The sequence below is a fragment of the Nannocystis pusilla genome (assembly GCF_020073745.1).
Lineage (GTDB): Bacteria > Myxococcota_A > Polyangia > Nannocystales > Nannocystaceae > Nannocystis > Nannocystis radixulma.
In genome coordinates this window covers 408,919-426,286 of record NZ_JAIRAU010000056.1, presented here as the reverse complement: position 1 = coordinate 426,286, position 17,368 = coordinate 408,919, and the positions used below count along the sequence as shown (strand labels likewise).

Sequence of the window (17,368 nt, the reverse complement as noted above, 5' to 3'; positions counted from 1 at the left end):
CCCGCGGGATCCTGCTATCCTGGGAGCATGGCCGCTCCTGGCACGCCCGTCCTCCCGCGTCACAGCGCCGCCCTCGGCCTCACCCTGTTCGCCGCCATCGCCCTGCCGATCGTCGGCGACGACAGCGTGCTCGACTGGCTGCTGCACATCGGCGCGCGCGACCCGGTCGCCGCCCTGTTCGGCCTGTTCACCTTCGGCGCCCCGTTCCTGTTCGGCCTCGCCGTCGCCGTCGCCAGCGTCCTGCGCGACCGCGGGCGCGCCGCCCAGGTGATCCAGATCCCGCTGTCGCTCACCCACGCGGTCCTCGTGCTCCACGCCATCGCCCTCGTGCAGGCCCCGAGCGTGCCGCTGCGGCTGTCCTTCATCGGCTTCGCCGCGGTCGCCGGCGCCTATTACCTCTACGCCCGCGCCGACGCCGACGCCGCCGACCGCCCGCTCGGGCCGCGCTGGCTGACCCGCTGGGGCGGCGTCGTCCTGACCGGGGCCACGTTCTGGCTGCACTTCCAGACCTTCGGCCAGCGACCGTTCGGCCTCGCCGTCCACGTCGCCCTCGCCGCGGCCTTCTTGCTCGCCGCCACCACCCCGCGCGACGCGGACCTCCAGGCCGACTAGCTGCGGGGGCTGCGCGCTACCGACGCGGAGTTCCTCGTAGCGATCCGGCTCGCGCATATCGACAGGTGGCACCCGCGGCGCGAGGACATGTCCTCGAAGACATGTTATCGCCCTGCCTGGCGGCAGCAGCGCGCCAGCGGCCGTCGCCGACCCGCGCAGGGTCGCCTCGCAGCTCGCGAATTTTCGCGAGCCCCCGCCCTCGGTCACGCGCGCGAGCGACGAAATCAGCAATCGACGGCGCCCCCTCCCGGCGGCAGCGTCGGGTCATGCCAGATCCCCACGTCCACGTCGTCACGACCATGCTGGCCCGGCCGCACACCGCCGAGCAGTTCGCCGCGGCCATGCGGGAGCTCGTCCAGGCCGGCCGGCGCCTGCCCGGCAACCGCCGTTTCGAGGCCTGGCAGGGCACCGGCGACCCGCGCGAGTTCGTGGTGCTCGAGGTGTGGGACAGTGACGACGCCGCCGACGCGCACCTCGGCTCCGCGCACACCGAGAAGGCGTTCGTCGCCATCGGTCCCTTGCTCGAGCTGCCCTCGGCGCTCGTGCGTCACGTCCGCGTGGCCTGAACGGAGGGAGCCTGCGTCATGAACTTGAACGAAGTCCAGGCGACCCTCACGGACATGGAGGACGCGATGCTCGGCGGTCTGGCCGCGATCGACGTGTTCTCCAAGACCTCGGGCATGTCGGTGGCGGGCCTGCGCAGCTCGCCGCGGGCGTGTGCGCTGTTCAACATCCTCGTCGACCGGATCGGCGAGACCATCAAGAAATCGGGGCTGCCGGTGCCGGACTCCATCCATCAGACCCTGCTCCGCCTCGGCGACGACGGACAGGTCATGATCGTCGTCGTCGACCTCACCGACAAGTACCGCATGGGTATGGCCCTCGACTGCAGCCGGGCGCAGCTCGGGATCGTCGTCAGCGTGGTCCTCCCCGACGCCATCCCGCGCATGCGCGCCGCGCTGGGATAGGTGCCCCGTGGCCCGCTCTCCCGCGATCCTCGCCGTCGTCACCTGGACCGCCGATCGTCTGACCGTCGACGCCGTCCACGCCGCCCTGCAGGAGCTCGCCGCCAGCAGCCTGGCCGAGCCCGGCTGCACCCGCTTCGAGGTCCTGCAGCAGGTCGCCGAGCCGACCCGCTTCGTCACCGTCGCGCGCTGGGACAGCGACGCCGCCGCCGACGCGCACATGCGCAGCGCCCACGCCCGGACCGCCCTCCGCCGCCTCGGCCCGCTGCTCGCCGCGACCCCGCGGTTCGCCCGCTACCGCGGCGTCGAACGCTGACCCGCGGCGCCCCGTCGACCCCGGCGACACCTGTCCCAACGGACATGTCACCGTCGCGTGATCGCAACCACGTTCGAGCGGCCGCCCCGGAGTCACATGTCCTCCCAGACATGTGATCTCGGCGTGATCGCAACCACGTTTCGAGCGGCCCCCCGACCCGACCTGCCGCGCAGCGCCTCGCTGCCCGCGACCCCCGGCGCGGGGTAGCGCTGAAGTGCCCGGTCGCGTGCGTCGCCCCGGCGAGGCGTCTCGCCGTGGCCGTGTCCTCCTCGCATTCGGCAAATCGTGTGATCGGGATCGCACAATGAACACCTGGGCGCAGGCGCTTCCCCCGCGACGCCGCCGCTGCGACTTCGTCGCATGTCCCGAAGGACACCTCGAAGATCGCGGCGCGCCCGGCTGCGGGCGGCTCGCCCGCCGTCCCTCGTCCGGCCGTCGCGGCCGGCGAGTCGCCGCCGTGGGGTTCCTCCGTATCTTCGGGTCATGTCGCGTCGCGTCGTGCTGCTCGTGGCGGCCTGTGTCTCGTGCACCAGGCCCAACCCGTTCTTCGCCTTCACGGAGGGACCCTCCGGCGGGCCGGACGACCACGAGCCCGGCGCCACGGCCGGCACCGGCGCGAGCGATAGTGACAGCGCGCCGCCGGCGACCGGCAGCGTGGATCCGACCGGCGGTCCGGGCGGCACCACCTCCGCCGATCCGACCGACGGCGGCAGCGGCTCCACCGCGGGGGTCACCGACCCCTCCACCACGGGTTCGACCAGCTCGCCCGGCAGTGACACGAGCGACTCCTGCGGCGACCAGTGCCCGCCTCCCGACGAGTGTCTCGGGGGTCTCGAGTGCTCCGGCAAGCTCGAATGGTTGCGGCGCAGCGGCGACGCGGCCGAGCAGTGGGCCACCGACGCGGCCGTCCTGTCCGACGGCAGCGTCGTCGTCGTCGGCAGCTTCACCGGCGAGCTCGGCACCGCGCCGGACGTGATCACCGCCACCACCGATCCGCTCGACGGCGACGCCTTCATCCTCCGCCTCGATCCGGCCGGCGAGCAGGTGTGGCTGCGGCAGCTCGGCGGCGCCGGGCTGCAGTGGGTCAGCGCCGTCGTCGTCTTGCCCGACGATCGGATCGCCGTCGCCGGACAGTTCGGCGGCCAGCTGCTGTTCGACCCGCACCAGATCGACGGCGTCGGCCAGAACCCCGGCTTCGTCGCCGTCGTCGCCGCCGACGGCGGCGCCTCGACCGTCCACGTGTTCGCCGGCGACGGCGTCGCCGCCCTCGACCTCGCGCTCGCGCCCGACGGCGACCTCGTGGTCGTCGGCCACTACGACGGCGACATCCTGCTCGGCGGCGACAAGTTCATCGGCAACGCGGTCGACCTGTTCGCCGTCGGCCTCGACGTCGCCGGCGGGCCGACCTGGCACTGGACGCCGCACTCGTCCGGCGACCAGACCGCGCACGCCGTCGCGGTCGCGCCCGACGGCGCGGTCTTCGTCGCCGGCGAGCTCGAGACCGGCCTGCAGATCGCCAACATCAACCTCCTGGGTCAGGGCCTCGACGGCTTCATCGCCGGCCTCGATCCCGCCGGACTCCCGCAGTGGGGCGCGCAGCTCGGCGGGCCCGGGGACGATCGCGCGCGCGCGCTCGCGGCCGCGCCCGACGGCACCTTCGTCGTCGCCGGCGTGCACAGCGGCGGCCTCGACTTCGGCGAGGGCTCCTTGCCCGACCCGGGCAACGGCAAGCTCGGTGGTTACATCGCCGCCTTCGACGCCAAGGGCGGCCTCCGCTGGGCCCGCAGCGGCTTCGTCCTCGGCGCCGAGACGCCCGGCCTCGCCATCGACGGCACCGGTCGCGTCGTCGCCTCCTTGCCGCTCGGCGATCAGCCGATCGACCTCGGCGGCGGCCCGCTCGGCGACGGTCCCGGCGCGCTGCTGGTCAAGCTCACCAGCGACGGCAACTTCGTGTGGGGCCGCCACCTCGCCGGCCAGGTCAGTCAGTCGGGCCCCGGCCTCGGCGTCGGCCCGGCCGGCGAGATCGCGATCGCCGGCGCCTTCGATCCCGAGCTCGCGCACGACCCCCTGATGGTCTCGTCGGCCGGTCTGCTCGACATCTACGCCGGCCGCTTCCTCCCTTGACCCTGGACCCCCCATGCTCCCATTGATATCCCCCCTCATGAACGACCTCGCCGCCACCTGGAGCCGCTGGAAGGAGTCGACCTTCGGCACCGGCTATCACATCTGGCACGAGGGTCTCGACGTCGGCGCCGTCACCAGGCTCAAAGGACAGGCGCGGGCGCGGGCCCTCGCCATGCTGCGGCTCGGCCGCTCTCTCGGCGACGACCACGCCTCCGAGGCCCTCGCGGCCATGGGCGACGTGCAGACCATCGCCGCCATGCGCGCCCGCCTGCGCGCCGGCGACCCCTACCTCTCGCCGACCACGCGCGTGCGGATCGCCGCCATCCTGCACGGCATCGAGCCCGACCCCAGGCTCGCCGACCACCTCGTCGCCGTCCTCGACCAGACCTGGTCCAAAGGACAGTCATGGTCCCCGCGAGTCGACGCCGCCATCGGCCTGCGCGAATTCTCGGGCCCCGCCGACGAGGCCGCGCTGCTGGCCGCCGTCGCCGACGTCAGCTACTTCGTCCGCTACCACGCCTGCGAGTCGCTCCTGCACCGCTACCGCGCCAGCCGGCGCCGCCTCACCGATCACCCGCAGCTGTTCGCGCTGATCCGCGGCCCCGACGGCGACGACGCCCCGACCGCCGACGACCTCGCGCGCTACGACGAGGCGAAGCGGCGCCTGCGGGCCATGGCCGCCCGGCAGTAGTGATTGGCCCGGGCAATGCTCTCTCACCAGTCGAGGCGCAGCCCGAGCGACGGGAAGATCGGCAGCCCGAAGCCGCCCACCGTGTCGCGGAAATCATAGCTGTACACGTACATCTCGACGTTCTGGTGGTTGTACACGTTGAGCACGTCGAGGTACGCGAGGAAGCTGACGCGCTTGTAGATCCAGCGCCGGTCGACGCGGATGTCGAGCTGATGGAAGGGCGGGAAGCGGGCCGAGTTCTGCAGCCCGCGGATCGGCACGAAGGCGCCCTCGTACTCGATCGACCCGACCACCGGCGTGTACGGCTGGCCCGACACCAGGCGGAAGCGCCCGCCGATCTGCCAGCCGCGGCCGAGCTTGAGCGACGCCACCAGCGTCAGGTTGTGCCGCTGGTCGAAGTCGCCGGGCCGGCGCCCGCCCGGGTCGCCGTGTTGCGCGTCGAAGCGCAGCTGGCTGTGCATGTACGTGTACGCCAGCCAGCCGTACAACCGCCGCGTCAGCGGCTTGCGCAGCAGGAATTCGACCCCGTAGGTGCGCCCGTACGTCAGCCGCGTCACCAGCCCGCCGAGGCTGAGCGGCGGGTTGGCCTGGTCCTGGTCGCGGTAGAACGCCGTCGCGTCCATCGTCATGTCGGCCGGAAGGTCGTGCGACAGCCCCGCGCTGAGCTGCAGCGCCCGGATCACGCGCAGCGTGTTCTGCCCGGGGATCACCCCGAACGCCGGCTCGAAGTTGGCGAAGTACGCCGGCAGCACCACCTGATTGGTCCCGATCTGCCCCGAGCTCGGCACGATGCGCGCGTCGACCCCGAACTCGGACATGCGCGACTGCGAATAGATGCCTGCCCCGAAGCGCAGGCGCCAGCGGTCGCTCACCTCCCACAGCGCGTTGATCCGCGGGTCGAGGGCGAACGCCCGCTCCTGTCCGAGCGCGAACGCCGACGCGCGGAAGCCGGGCACCAGCAACAGCGACCCCAGGCGCAGCCGCCCCGACGAATACAGCCCGAGCCACGTCTGCTCGCCGCGGGCCGTCTGCTCCGGCGGCGGCCAGCTGATCCCGTCGGGCACAGAACCGCGGGCGCGGTAGTGGTCGACGATCAGATCGGCGCCGACGATCAGCTCGAACCGCCGCGACATCGACCGCTGCAGCTCCGCCCGCAGCGAGCCGACGTAGTCGCGGCGGAACTGCTCGCGCTCCTCGACCGGGATCAATTGCCGGCCGACGTCGAAGCGCAGCGCCGGCGACACCATCGCCTGCCACGGCCCGAACTTCTTGCGGTACGTCACGTCGACGCGGTGGAAGCTCGAGCGGTAGTCGATCGCGTCCCGGAAGCCGCTCGGGTCCTCGTAGTCGCGGAAGCGGAAGCGGATCCGGTCGCCCGCCCCGATCACGCGGGCCGAGATCGACGCCCCCTGCTTGAGCGGGAAGTCGGCCATCGCCTGATAATCATAGTACGTGGGCAGCACCGTCCCGTTCGAGTCGGTGATCGTCATGAACGCGCGCAGCCCCGCGTCGACGTAGCCGCGCTGGGCCCCGACGATGAACGACCCGCGCTTGCCGAGCGGCCCCTCGACCAGCGCGCTCGCGGCCCGCAGGTCGACCCCGATGTTGCCGTGGACCCCGTCGCGTCGCCCGCGGCGCGGCTCGATCACCACCATCCCGCCCGACGCGTTGCCGTAGCGGGCGTCGAAGTTGCCGGGCACGAAGTCGAGGCGCTCGATGACGTCGCCCGGCACCACGCTCGCCAGCGCCAGCGCGTGGAACGCCCGCGGCACCGGGTGCTCGCCGACGAACACCCCCGACTGCAGCGGGCTCGCCCCGCGCAGCACCAGGAGCCCCAGCCCGCCCGGCGTGCGCGCCACCCCCGGCATGTTCTGCAGCGCCCGCAGCGGGTCGCCCTGGTTGCCGGGCATGGTCGCGATCTCCTCGCGGGACAGCGAGCGCGCCCCCGCCTCGGGCCGCTTCTCCTGCGCGTCGCGGACCACCGTGCGGTACGGGTTCCACTCGGTCGGCCGCGGGAACAGCTGGCGCTCCGTCGTCGCGCGCGCGCGGATCTCGAGCGTTTGCTCGAGCCGCTCGAACCCCGGCGCCGCGATCACCACCCGCACCTTCCCCGGCGGCAGGTCGACCGCCAGCCGGCCCGCCGCGTCGGTCAGGGCCACCGTCGCCTCGCCGGAGGCCGCCACGATCACCACCCGCACCTCGGCCAGCGCCGTGCGCAGCCCGGCCGCCCGCACCCGCGCGCGCAGCGTGCCGCAGTCGCTGCGTCCGGCGCACGGCGGGCTGACCTGCGGCGCCGGCCGCGGCGGCGCCGCCGCATGCGCCTTCAGACATGTCCCGAGATACACTGCCCCGACGACATGTCCGAAGCGCCATCCTCTCATCGCGGCGCGACCTCGACGCGCAGCCAGGCCGTCGTGGCGCTGCGGTTGTCGGCGAGGATCACGTAGACGTGGTGCGTGCCCGGCTCCTCGGGCGCGCGCCAGTCGACCTCGAACCCGGGGCCGGCGGTCGGGACGAACGGCGCGGTCGAGGTCGAGAACCACGCCGCCCCGCGGATCTCGACGATCGGCGACACCGTGACCGCCAGCGAGCTCTGGTCGATCGAGAAGTTGTAGTACTCCTGCGGCGGCGCGTCCTCGATCAGCGACAGCGCGATCTGGTCGCCTGTCCGTACGGACAGGGTCGCGCCGGGCTGGGCCTCGAGGAAGTACTCGCCGCCGCCGGGCGCCGGCACCCACGCGGCGAAGCGGGCGATCGACGGCGCCACGTCGGGCTCGATCTGGCTGACCTCCCACGGCAGGTCGGCCGGCCCCACCGGCGTGACCGCGCCCGTCGACGCCCCGACCAGCACCGCGCGCCACGTCGGTCCGACGTCGAGCGCGCGGATGAAGAACAGGCAGTCGCGCAGCGACGTCGTCGTGCTCGTCAGCGCCGCGGCGCGGCGCAGGCACTCGCGCGTGCTCGGGCCCTCGGGCGTGCCCGCGACCATCATCACCATCACCCCGAGGTTGGCCGCCTGGATCACGTCGAGCAGCGGCCCGAGCTCGAACTCCGCCGCCGGCCCCGGGCCGAGCGCGCACGTCTCCGGGGGCGGCAGCGCGACCGCGCCGCAGCGCGGCGCCTCGTCCAGGGTCGCGAGGGCGTTGCCGAAGCAGCCGGAGGCGGCGCACACGAACCACTCCGGCTCCAGCTCCGCCGGGTCGACCGGCCCGTCGACCCCGGCGATGAACGGCGTCGCCCGCACGCGGTCGCCGGGCATCGCCTCGACCACCGGACCGGCGCCCGGCGGCGGGTCCGCGCCGTACGGTCCGCGCTCGATCACCTCGAAGCGCAGCGCCAGCGCGTCGGTGTGATCGATCACCCAGTAAGGCCGCTCGTCGGGCAAGCAGCCCGCGCCGAGCCCCGTCGCCGCGCCCGCGCAGATCCACGTCGCCGCGCGGGCGCGGGCCCCGGTGCGCAGCGGTGCGCGAGGCGGCACCGGGCGAGCCTAACCGCTCAGATTCTCGTTGTCGACCGCGTCCGCCTCCGCGATCCTCCGACCCGCATGGTCTCCTTGCACGAGACACTCCATCGTCCCTGGCTGACCGAGCTTTTGCGCAGCTGGCACGAGTTCAACAAGCGTCACCTCGGCGGCGCGTTGCGCCCGCCGGTGCTGCAGATCGATCTGTCGACCGCGCGGCTCGGCCACTGGCAGCGCGACACCCGGACCCTCAGCCTGAGCCACGACCACCTGCTGTCGCACCGCTGGGACGACGTGCTCGCCACGCTCAAGCACGAGATGGCGCACCAGTACGTCGACGAGGTCCTCGGCGGCGACGTGCGCCCGCACGGCCCCCAGTTCGCCCGCGCCTGTGCGCTGCTCGACATCAAGCCCGACGTCACCGGCAGCCCGCGCGACAGCGACGACCCGGCGGCGCGCGTGCTCAAGCGCGTGCAGAAGCTGCTGGCTCTGGCCACCAGCGCCAACCGGCACGAGGCCGAGGCGGCGATGGCCGCCGCCAACACCTTGCTCCTGCGCTACAACCTCGACCTGCCGCAGGACGGCCCGCCGCGCGACTACGAGGCCCGCCGCCTCGGCGACAGCGCCGCCGCGATCGCCCTCGAGGCCAAGCTCGTCAGCGCGATCCTCAGCGAGTTCTTCTTCGTCGAGTGCATCTGGGTCACCACCTACAACGCCCGCCGCACCCGCCAGGAGCGCGTGCTCGAGGTCCTCGGCACCAGCGAGAACCTCGAGATGGCCGCCTACGTCCACGACTTCCTGCACGCCGCCGCCCGGCGCCTGTGGGAGCAGGCCCGCAAGGAGATGGACCTCCCGGCCAACCGCCGGCGGGAGTTCAGCGCCGGCCTCCTCACCGGCTTCCGCGACAAGCTCCGCGGCGAGCGCGAGCGCAACGAGGAGCAGGGCCTCGTGTGGCTCGGCGACGCCGACCTCGACCGCTTCCTCCGCGACCGCCACCCCTACATCCGCAGCATGGGCTCGGCCGCCGTCCGCCGCGGACGCGCCCACGCGGCCGGTCGCGCCGCCGGCGAGGGCCTCACCTTGCACAAGCCGGTCCGCGAGCACGCCGCCCGCGGCCTCGCCCTCCCCCGCGGCCGCGACGACTGACCTGTCCCTCCCGCCAGGTCACCCCGCGACCTCGCCGCGCGCGCCGAGTGCGACGAGCGCGGCGACTGCGAGCGCGCCCGCTGCGAGCACCGCGGCGCCGAGCTCGTCGACCGCTTCCTCGCCTCCCGTCGACCTGCGCCTGCATGCCCGCGCTTGCCCTCGCGCGCGCCTCCGCGGCATCTTCGCCCCGTGTTCTCGCGCCGCACCGCCTGGCCCCTCGCCGACGAGCCGCCGCTCGTCGCCGGGAGCGGCGTCCTCGACCTCACGATCTCCAACCCCACCGCCGTCGGCCTCGTCCACCCACCTGACCTTTACGCCAGCCTCGGCGATCCCGCGAGCGCCGCCTACGATCCCGACCCGCTCGGCCTCCCGCTCGCTCGCGCCGCCGTCGCCGACTACTACCGCGCGCGCCGGCCCGGCCTCGAGCTCCCGCTCGCCGACATCTGCCTCCTGGCCGGCACCAGCGAGGCCTACGCTCACCTGCTGGCGATCCTGTGCGACCCCGGCGACGTCGTCCTGGTCCCGCAGCCCGGCTATCCGCTGCTGCCGATGATCGCCGACCTCGCCCACGTCGAGCTGCGGCCCTATCCGCTCCTGTACGATGGGACATGGTCGATCGACCTGGTCGCCCTCGCCGAGGCCGTCGACCCGCGCGCCCGCGCGATCGTCCTCGTCGCCCCCAACAACCCGACCGGCAACTACCTCTCGCCGGCCGAGATCGCCGCCGTCGACGCCCTCGCCGCCGCGCGCGGCCTGGCCGTCCTCGTCGACGAGGTCTTCTTCGACTATCCCCTCGGACATGCCCCCAAGGACAGCCCCATGAGCGGCCCCGCCGAGGCCCTCACCTTCGCCCTGTCCGGCCTGTCCAAGGTCGCCGCCCTGCCGCAGCTCAAGCTCGCGTGGGCGGCCGCCCGCGGGCCCGCGCCGCTCGTGCGCGAGGCCATGCGCCGGCTCGAGCTCGTCGCCGACACCTACCTCAGCGCCGCCACCCCGGTGCAGCTGGCCGCCCCGCGCCTGCTCGCCGCCGCCCCGGCCGTACAGACGTCCGTCCGCGCCCGCGTGCGCGCCAACCTCGAGCGGCTGCGTCGCGCCTGCGCCGGCACCTCGCTCGGGGTCCTCGACGTCGAGGCCGGCTGGACCGCGCTCGTGCGCCTGCCGCGGGTCCTCGACGACGGCGGCCGCGGCTGGGCGCGCGAGCTGCTGCACGCCGGCGTTCTCACCCAGCCCGGCGAGCTCTACGAGCTCCCCCCGGCCCACGTCGCGCTGTCTCTCATCACCCCCGAGCCCGAGTTCGCCGTCGGCCTCGAACGCATCACGGAGCGCGTCGCGCACGTGCTAGCCTCCGGCGCATGCTCTCGCTGATCGGCCCCGACATCGCCGCCTACGTCGACGCCCACACCACCGCCGAGTCGCCGCTGTTCGCCCGCCTGCGTGAAGAGACCCAGCGCGACCTGGCGATGCCGCAGATGCAGGTCGGCCACGTCGAGGGCGCGCTGCTGCGGATCCTCGTCGCCGTCAGCCGGGCCCGCAGCGTGCTCGAGATCGGCACCTACAGCGGCTACTCCGGCCTCGCCATGGCCAGCGCTTTGCCCGACGACGGCACCCTCGTCACCTGCGACGTCGACCCCGTCGCCACCGGCGTCGCCCGCCGCTACTTCGCCGAGTCCGGCCACGCCCACAAGATCGACCTCCGCCTCGCGCCCGCGCTCGACACCATCGCCGCCCTGGCCGCCGAGCGCCGCCGCTTCGACCTCGTCTTCATCGACGCCGACAAGCCCAACTACGTCAACTACTACGAGGCCGTGTTCCCGCTGCTCTCCGTCGGCGGCCTCATCGTCGCCGACAACACCCTGTGGAGCGGCAAGGTCGTCGCCCCCAAGGAGCCCAACGACCACGCCATCGTCGCCTTCAACGCCCGCGTCGCCGCCGACCCGCGCGTCGAGCACGTCCTCCTGTCGGTCCGCGACGGCGTCATGCTCGCCCGCAAGCTGCGCGATTGACCATGTCCCCGCGGCCATCCTGGCCTGGCCGCGGAGACATGTCCCGATCGCCACGCGTCCGCGCCCGGTCACATGACCGCCCGGACATGTCCTGAGCGCCATCTTCGCTCCGCCCTCCTCGCCCCGCCGCCGTAGAAACAACACCATGTCGCACGCGCCCTCTTCGTGGTTCGCCGCCGACCCGGGCAAGGCCTGGGCCGAGCGCTTCTTCCTGCTCTACAGCCCGATCTGGATCGCCCTGGTCGGGTATGTCCTGCTGAGCCGCGCCGTCCTGGCCTGGGACGACTGGCAGTTCATGGGCTTCGGCCTGCTCGTCGGCCTCCCGCCCGTGCTGGTCCCGGCGCTGCTGCGGCGCACGACCCCGGCGCTGCAGGGGACGCGGTGGTACGAGAGCTACTGGTTCAAGTTCAACGCCTGGATCTTCCTGTTCGTGTTCGTCGGGACCTACTTCCTGACCCACTACTTCTTCGACGTCCTCGGCATGCGCTACGCCTTCCCGACGCGATGGAACGGCGGCGCGGCGCTGGTCGGCCGCTCGCGCGCCGAGATCCCGCTGTTCATGTACCCGCTGACGCAGGCCTACTTCGTGACCTATCACGTGGTCATGCTGGTGTGCATCCGCCGGGTCCGCGGCCTGCTCGGCCTCGCCGAACCTGGCGCCGAGGACAGGTCCCCGCAGGCCACCCGGTTCGTGCGCCGGCTGGCCCTCGCCTGCGTCGTGTTCGGCCTCGCCTACGCCGTCTCGTTCGCCGAGACGTGGTTCATGGCCAGCGACGCCATCTCCGACTACTTCCGCTACGCCGACAAGGCGCGCATGCTCAAGTACGGCTCGCTGTTCTACGCCTGCTACTTCCTCGTCAGCCTGCCGCTGCTCGAGCGCCTCGACGCGCCCGGCCGCCGCACCCCGCTCGGCCAGGCCGTCCTCTCGAGCCTCGCCGCCGGCATGCTGGTGTTCTTCATCCTCGACCTGCTCACCTGGGTGATCGGCCCGATCGCCTGACCCTCGCCATGGACGCGGCGCCGCCCGACACCCCGCCCGACGACCTGTGGCTGGTCGTCGACGAGCTCCACCCGGCCCTGCGCCGCGGCGGCCTCGACGTCGGCGCGCGCTGGCCCGTCCCGCTCGCCAGCCGCCTCACCGTCGGCCTGCGCGCGCTCGACAGCATCCGCCTGCCCCACGCCCGCGACGCCCTGCTCGGCGGCCAGACCGCCTACGTCCTCGTCCGCCGCGACGCCCCCCGCGTCGAGGTCCAGCACACCGGCCACATCGGCCACTTCCGCCTCGGCGGCCGCCTCCACAACGCCGCCCAGCCGCCGCCCGCCCTCGCCCCCGGCGACAGCGTCGAGCTCCTCACCGTCGAGGGCGAGCTCGGCCTCCGCCTGCGCCTCGCGGCCGAACTGACCTGACCTTTCGCACAGGGCCCATGGCCCATGCGCGAAAGGACAGCCCGGCCCGTCTCAGGTGTAGCTGTGCTCGGGCCCCGGGAACGAGCCGTCCCGCACCGCCGCCACGTAGGCCCGCACCGCCCCGGCGACCGAGCCGTTCTCGGCCAGGAAGTCCTTGACGAACCGCGGCCGGCGCACGCCGGTGTCGAGGCCGAGGAAGTCGTGAAGCACCAGCACTTGCCCGTCGCACTGCGGTCCGGCGCCGATCCCGACGGTCGGGATCGGCGAGGCCCGGGTGATCTCGGCCGCCAGCGCCGCCGGCACGCACTCCAGCACCAGCAACGAAGCGCCCGCCTCGGCCACCGCGAGCGCGTCGGCCCGCAGCTGCTTCGCCGCCGCCTCCTCGCGGCCCTGCACCTTGTAGCCGCCGAAGCGCAGCACCGACTGCGGCGTGAGGCCGAGGTGCGCGGTCACGGGGATCTCGCGATCGACGAGAAACCGGATCGCGTCGAGCTTGTGCCGGCCGGCGCCCTCGAGCTTGACCATCGCCGCCCCGGCCCGCAGCAGCCGGGCCGCGGCGTCGAGCGCCCGCTCCGGCGTCGCGTCGGCCTGGAACGGCAGGTCGGCCAGCAGCAGCGCCCGCGACAGACCGCGGGCGACGTTGCGCGTGTGGTACTCGATGTCCTCCACGAGCACCGGCAACGTCGACGGATGCCCCTGGACGACCATGCCCAGCGTGTCGCCCACCAGGATGATGTCGGCGCCGTTGGCGTCGAACACGCGGGCGAACCCGGCGTCGTAGCAGGTGAGCATCGCCAGCTTGCGCCCGGCACGGCGGGCCTCGAACAGCTCGGGGACGGTGATCGGTTTGGAGCTCGTGGTCATCGTGTCGCCCGGGCTCTCCGCGTCCCGAGTGCCCAGGCGCGAGCGTGGCCTCGGCCGCGACCACCCGTCAAGCTCTCCGGCCGTCCTGCCGGGCGAACGCTGCCGTCGCCGGGGACGCGGGAGCAGGACCAGGACCGACAGAGACCGGCCTGGCCGGCCCCGGCCCTCCCGACGCCATTTTTGCCGCGCTCCGGGTGCGTCCGCGGCGAAGCGTGCCATGCATCCGACGAGCCGCATGCCGAACCCTGCTCCTCCGACCCTCCCGTCCGCGCTCGATCCGAGCGACCCGATCGCCCAGCTCGACGACGCCTTCCTCGAGTACTACGAGGCCCGCCAGCGCGCCGTGCTGGCCCGCCTCGGTCCGGCCGTCGCGCACGTCGGTGATTCCCTGTACCTGCGGATCGGCGGTCGCCGCGTGGTCGGCCCGGCGCGGACCCGGCGCTACCATCAGCTCAAGACGGTCTGTCACCTCCCCCTGGCGATCCAGACCATCCTCGGCGACGAGGGCGGCCGCCTCGCCGAGGAGGCTCGGGGCCGCCTGGTCGAGCTGGGACGGCGCGCCGACGCCGTCGCCGAGGCGATCGCCGGCGCCGGGCTCGACGCCGTCCAGACCGCGCGTCAGCGCCGACTGCTCGACGCATCACGCCGCTTCATCGCCGCGACCCTGGACGCCGGCGGCGCCGACGCCGACGCGCTCGTCGCGTTCCTGCGGGCCCAGATGGACGACATCCGCAGCAACATCGCCGACGCCGCGAGCGACCAGCTGTCGACCATGCACGCCACCTTCGGGTCCTGGGTCGCGGAGATGAGCTGCGAGCAGTGGTCGCAGCTGCGCGTCGTCATCGGCTCGGGCCACATGTCGCGCACCGGCAACCTCGCCGCGCAGTACTTCAGCAGGGCGCTCGGCGATCGCTGGGAGGGTCGCTTCGACCGCGAGGACGAGACCGCGTCGCGTCGGGTCCTCGTCTCCGAGGACGCGACCGACGAGGCCAGCGCGTTCGCCCTGCTCGCGACCCACGTGTTCGACACCCGCGCCTCCAACGCCTTCTTCGGCGAGGAGAGCCGGCTCGGCCGCGACGTCCTGGCCGATTCGGCCGAGCGCCAGCTCGTCGCCATGTTCGGCGAGCGCCCCGAGGAACCAACCCGGCGCGAGTCCTGACCGCCGGGCAACGACGCTCTCGAGGTCGATCGGCAGGTGCACGCGCGAAATCGCCAGCACCGCTGATTCATGACTTGATCGCCAGGGATCGAGGACGACGAGGACGGCGAATCCGCGCGTCCTGACCTGGCGCCTGCGCCCCGGACGGCGTCGCATCCCGGGATCGCCGGGCTAGACTCGCCGCGTGGACAAGCTGCGTATTCTCGGTAGTTCCCTGTTCTCCTGTCTGATCGTCGCCTGCTCGAGCGGCTCGGAGCCGGCCGCCCAGGCCGCGCCGCCGGTCGATCTGTGCACGACCCTATTCGACAAGACGATGCAATGCGGCACCGCGGAGGAGCGCACCCTCATCAGCAACCGCAAGGAGACGACCATCAAGGGCTGCAAGGAGCGCCACCGCGAGCCCGAGGAGGAGAAAGCCGAGCTCGCGTGCACACTCAAGCCGAATTGCGACGACTACCTCACCTGCCGCCGCGAGCTCGGCACGGCCCGGCTCAAGAAGGAGGTCGAGCTCGCGCTCAAGACCGGCGAGAACTTCGAGCGCGTGCTCGACACGTGCAAGACCGGCGACATCCGCGACGACGACGCCAAGAAGCTTTGCGTCGAGATCTTCAAGCAGGCCATCGCCACCGCGACCCGCGAGCTCGCGCCCCTGCGCGACAGCGGCGACCTCAGAGGCGGCAGCCGGTGCGTCGACCTGCAGATGCTCGCCGAGAAGGTCTCGCCCGAGGAGAAGGCCGCGGCCGACGTCGTGTGCAAGGAGGTCGATGCCGGCCGGCGCGCCAAGGAGGCCCTCGACCTCGCCGCGAGCTATCTCAACGTCGGCGTCAAGGAGGTCCCCGTCGAGTGCGACATGGCCCTCGAGGACCTCGAGAAGCTCGAGTCCGAGTGGGCCAAGACCCGCCTGAAAGAGGTCGCCGCTCGCTGCATCATCGACCTCGGCAACCTGATCTTGCCGGCCAAGGTCAAGAAGATGCTGATCTGCGAGTACCAGGTGGAGAAGGTCTACAAGGCCGTCAAGAAGTACAGCCTCTCCGACCCCGCGCTCGACCCGTGGATCGCCAAGGCGGCCAAGAAGTGCGGCTGATCGCGCGCGAGCGCCGAGCCTCAGACCGCGACAATTTCAAAGTCGATCGGCTTGAGGCTGCCGGCGTTCGTGACCTCGCTCGAGCAGGCCGTCAAGCCGACGATCATGTCCATCTCCGCCCGCAGCTCGATGCAGTCGCCCGCCGCGCTCGCCGGCGGCCCGATCGTCATCTTGCCGGTCGACGGATCGAAGCGGACGTCCATGAAGATGTTGAAGGTCGAGCCGATGCTGTCGGCCTCGACGCCGAACGCGGCCAGCGGCCCGCGCAGGTTCTCGTGGCAGCTCGGATGCGTGCCGTCGTCGCCGCGGAGCCTGCGGTACATCTCGGGGCTGCAGGGCGTGAGCACCAGGTCGTGCCGGCCGACGTCGTCGCGCCCGATCGTCCACATCGGCCGCTCGCGGTTGCTGTACAGCACGTCCCCGGTGCTCAGATACAGCCTGTCCGCGTAATCGATGCTGCGGCCCGAGCTCAGGTGTTCGCGCGGCTGGCCGCGCCAGACGCTGTAGAGGTCGCACACCTGCAGGCCGTGCGGGTCGACGATCCGCAGCACCTGGCCGCGCTCGACCAGGAAGGCCACGCCGGACTGCGCCGCGATCCGGTAGCGCACCCCCGGGCGCGGCTCCACCGTCGGCGCCGCGATCGCCACGACCTGCCGCGGCCCCGGCTCGTCGGCTTCACCGCCGCGCACGTGGAACGGCGGGTGCCAGTCCGGCTCCACCAGCCGCCCGCTGTACTGCCGCGCCTCGCTGTCGCCGCCGAAGTCGTCGAGCGCGGGGTTGATGTCGCCCTGGAGCGCGCGGTCCTTGTCGCGCACCACCGCCTGCATCCGCTCGTACTTGCCGGCCTCGCGCAGGCGCTCGAACTGTGCGTGCGGATTGAAGACCAGCGCCGGCCACGGGAACCTGCGACTCAGGCGAGCGCTCCCGGGATGGAGGCCGACGATGAAGAAGGCCGTGCCGGCGTAGCTGAACGAGAAGTGCGGGTCGTCGGGGTCGCTGCTCACCGCCGGGTCCCACGGCGCCGGGTCGGCCTCGTGCAGCGCCTGCAGCTGGGCCCACAGCGCGCGCTCGAACGCCTCCTCGTCGACGTCCTGCGGGCCGGCGAACAGCGCCACGAAGGTGGCGAACGCCGCGTCGATGTCGTCGAGACCTGCCGTGAACGCCGCCAGGTCGCGGGCCAGCGCCGCCGTCGCCCCCGGGCTGCCGAGCGCGTCGTACACCCCGAGGCGATAGCTGTTGTTGTGCACGGCGCTGCGCGCCCCGACGCACGGGTAATGCGGATCGAGCACGAACGCCCGAAACGCCCCGTGCATCGCCGTCGCCGTCAGATCGGCCGGCGTCTCCGCCACCTCGTCCCCGTCGACCCGCAAGAGCCGCTCCGGATGGCCCGGATCGGGGCGATAGCAGCGGGCGCCGACCTCCGCCTCGTCCGGGATCGGCGATCCCGGCGCGAACGCGGGCAGATCCACCATTGCGCTGTCAGGCTGGAGATCGGACATGTCGTCCTCGTCACGGGCTGACCTGCGGGCCAGGTTGCACG

Annotated in this window: 17 protein-coding genes; 13 read left to right on the top strand and 4 right to left on the bottom strand. The window is 72.9% G+C overall.

Annotated features, from left to right (window positions below; translation table 11 throughout):
* Positions 1 to 27: 27 nt before the first annotated feature.
* The 6 genes from K7C98_RS39580 (at position 28) to K7C98_RS39555 (ending at position 4,708) form a co-directional block, all read left to right on the top strand.
* On the top strand, positions 28 to 612 hold the full coding sequence (locus tag K7C98_RS39580; protein ID WP_224197118.1) for a hypothetical protein: 585 nt from the start codon (positions 28 to 30) through the stop codon (positions 610 to 612).
* A gap of 266 nt (positions 613 to 878) precedes the next feature.
* The gene (locus K7C98_RS39575) at positions 879 to 1,178 is read left to right on the top strand and encodes a putative quinol monooxygenase (protein WP_224197117.1); all 300 of its coding nucleotides are present in this window, start codon (positions 879 to 881) and stop codon (positions 1,176 to 1,178) included.
* Positions 1,179 to 1,196: 18 nt separating this feature from the next.
* Positions 1,197 to 1,580, top strand: a complete 384-nt coding sequence (locus tag K7C98_RS39570) for a hypothetical protein (RefSeq protein ID WP_224197116.1) — start codon at positions 1,197 to 1,199, stop codon at positions 1,578 to 1,580.
* A 7-nt stretch (positions 1,581 to 1,587) separates the two neighbouring features.
* Positions 1,588 to 1,893: a putative quinol monooxygenase gene (locus K7C98_RS39565; protein WP_224197115.1), complete on the top strand. Its 306-nt coding sequence runs from the start codon at positions 1,588 to 1,590 to the stop codon at positions 1,891 to 1,893.
* A gap of 483 nt (positions 1,894 to 2,376) precedes the next feature.
* Positions 2,377 to 4,017 carry a hypothetical protein gene (locus tag K7C98_RS39560; protein WP_224197114.1) on the top strand — a complete coding sequence of 547 codons (1,641 nt, stop codon included), beginning with the start codon at positions 2,377 to 2,379 and terminating at the stop codon, positions 4,015 to 4,017.
* 37 nt (positions 4,018 to 4,054) lie between these two features.
* Complete coding sequence (locus tag K7C98_RS39555; protein WP_224197113.1) at positions 4,055 to 4,708, top strand: hypothetical protein; 654 nt, start codon at positions 4,055 to 4,057, stop codon at positions 4,706 to 4,708.
* 23 nt (positions 4,709 to 4,731) lie between these two features.
* Here the strand turns inward: K7C98_RS39555 and K7C98_RS39550 are convergent, their stop codons facing one another.
* Positions 4,732 to 7,089, bottom strand: coding sequence for a TonB-dependent receptor (locus K7C98_RS39550; protein WP_224197112.1), 2,358 nt, complete (start codon positions 7,087 to 7,089; stop codon positions 4,732 to 4,734).
* The gene (locus tag K7C98_RS39545) at positions 7,086 to 8,186 is read right to left on the bottom strand and encodes a hypothetical protein (protein WP_224197111.1); all 1,101 of its coding nucleotides are present in this window, start codon (positions 8,184 to 8,186) and stop codon (positions 7,086 to 7,088) included. The genes K7C98_RS39550 and K7C98_RS39545 overlap by 4 nt, the downstream gene beginning before the upstream one ends.
* A gap of 66 nt (positions 8,187 to 8,252) precedes the next feature.
* Between K7C98_RS39545 and K7C98_RS39540 the strand changes: the two genes are divergently transcribed.
* From K7C98_RS39540 to K7C98_RS39520, 5 genes are all read left to right on the top strand, one after another.
* Complete coding sequence (locus K7C98_RS39540; protein WP_224197110.1) at positions 8,253 to 9,314, top strand: SprT-like domain-containing protein; 1,062 nt, start codon at positions 8,253 to 8,255, stop codon at positions 9,312 to 9,314.
* Between the two features lie 189 nt (positions 9,315 to 9,503).
* Positions 9,504 to 10,676 (top strand): pyridoxal phosphate-dependent aminotransferase, encoded by a 1,173-nt coding sequence (locus K7C98_RS39535; protein WP_224197109.1) that lies wholly within the window; start codon positions 9,504 to 9,506, stop codon positions 10,674 to 10,676.
* Positions 10,664 to 11,314, top strand: coding sequence for an O-methyltransferase (locus K7C98_RS39530; protein ID WP_224197108.1), 651 nt, complete (start codon positions 10,664 to 10,666; stop codon positions 11,312 to 11,314). The genes K7C98_RS39535 and K7C98_RS39530 overlap by 13 nt, the downstream gene beginning before the upstream one ends.
* A gap of 145 nt (positions 11,315 to 11,459) precedes the next feature.
* Entirely contained in the window at positions 11,460 to 12,314 is an 855-nt protein-coding gene (locus K7C98_RS39525; protein WP_224197107.1) for a hypothetical protein, read from the top strand.
* 8 nt (positions 12,315 to 12,322) lie between these two features.
* Positions 12,323 to 12,721 carry a hypothetical protein gene (locus K7C98_RS39520; protein WP_224197106.1) on the top strand — a complete coding sequence of 133 codons (399 nt, stop codon included), beginning with the start codon at positions 12,323 to 12,325 and terminating at the stop codon, positions 12,719 to 12,721.
* A gap of 51 nt (positions 12,722 to 12,772) precedes the next feature.
* Here K7C98_RS39520 and panB read toward each other — a convergent pair whose 3' ends face one another.
* On the bottom strand, positions 12,773 to 13,585 hold the full coding sequence (gene panB / locus K7C98_RS39515) for a 3-methyl-2-oxobutanoate hydroxymethyltransferase (protein WP_224197105.1): 813 nt from the start codon (positions 13,583 to 13,585) through the stop codon (positions 12,773 to 12,775).
* A gap of 235 nt (positions 13,586 to 13,820) precedes the next feature.
* On the opposite strand from panB, the gene K7C98_RS39510 reads away from it, so the two are divergent.
* Positions 13,821 to 14,744, top strand: coding sequence for a hypothetical protein (locus K7C98_RS39510; protein WP_224197104.1), 924 nt, complete (start codon positions 13,821 to 13,823; stop codon positions 14,742 to 14,744).
* Positions 14,745 to 14,928: 184 nt separating this feature from the next.
* A complete protein-coding gene (locus K7C98_RS39505; protein ID WP_224197103.1) occupies positions 14,929 to 15,828 on the top strand; it encodes a hypothetical protein in 900 nt (299 codons plus the stop codon).
* Between the two features lie 20 nt (positions 15,829 to 15,848).
* Here the strand turns inward: K7C98_RS39505 and gntA are convergent, their stop codons facing one another.
* Complete coding sequence (gntA, locus tag K7C98_RS39500) at positions 15,849 to 17,327, bottom strand: guanitoxin biosynthesis heme-dependent pre-guanitoxin N-hydroxylase GntA (protein ID WP_224197102.1); 1,479 nt, start codon at positions 17,325 to 17,327, stop codon at positions 15,849 to 15,851.
* Positions 17,328 to 17,368: the final 41 nt, after the last annotated feature.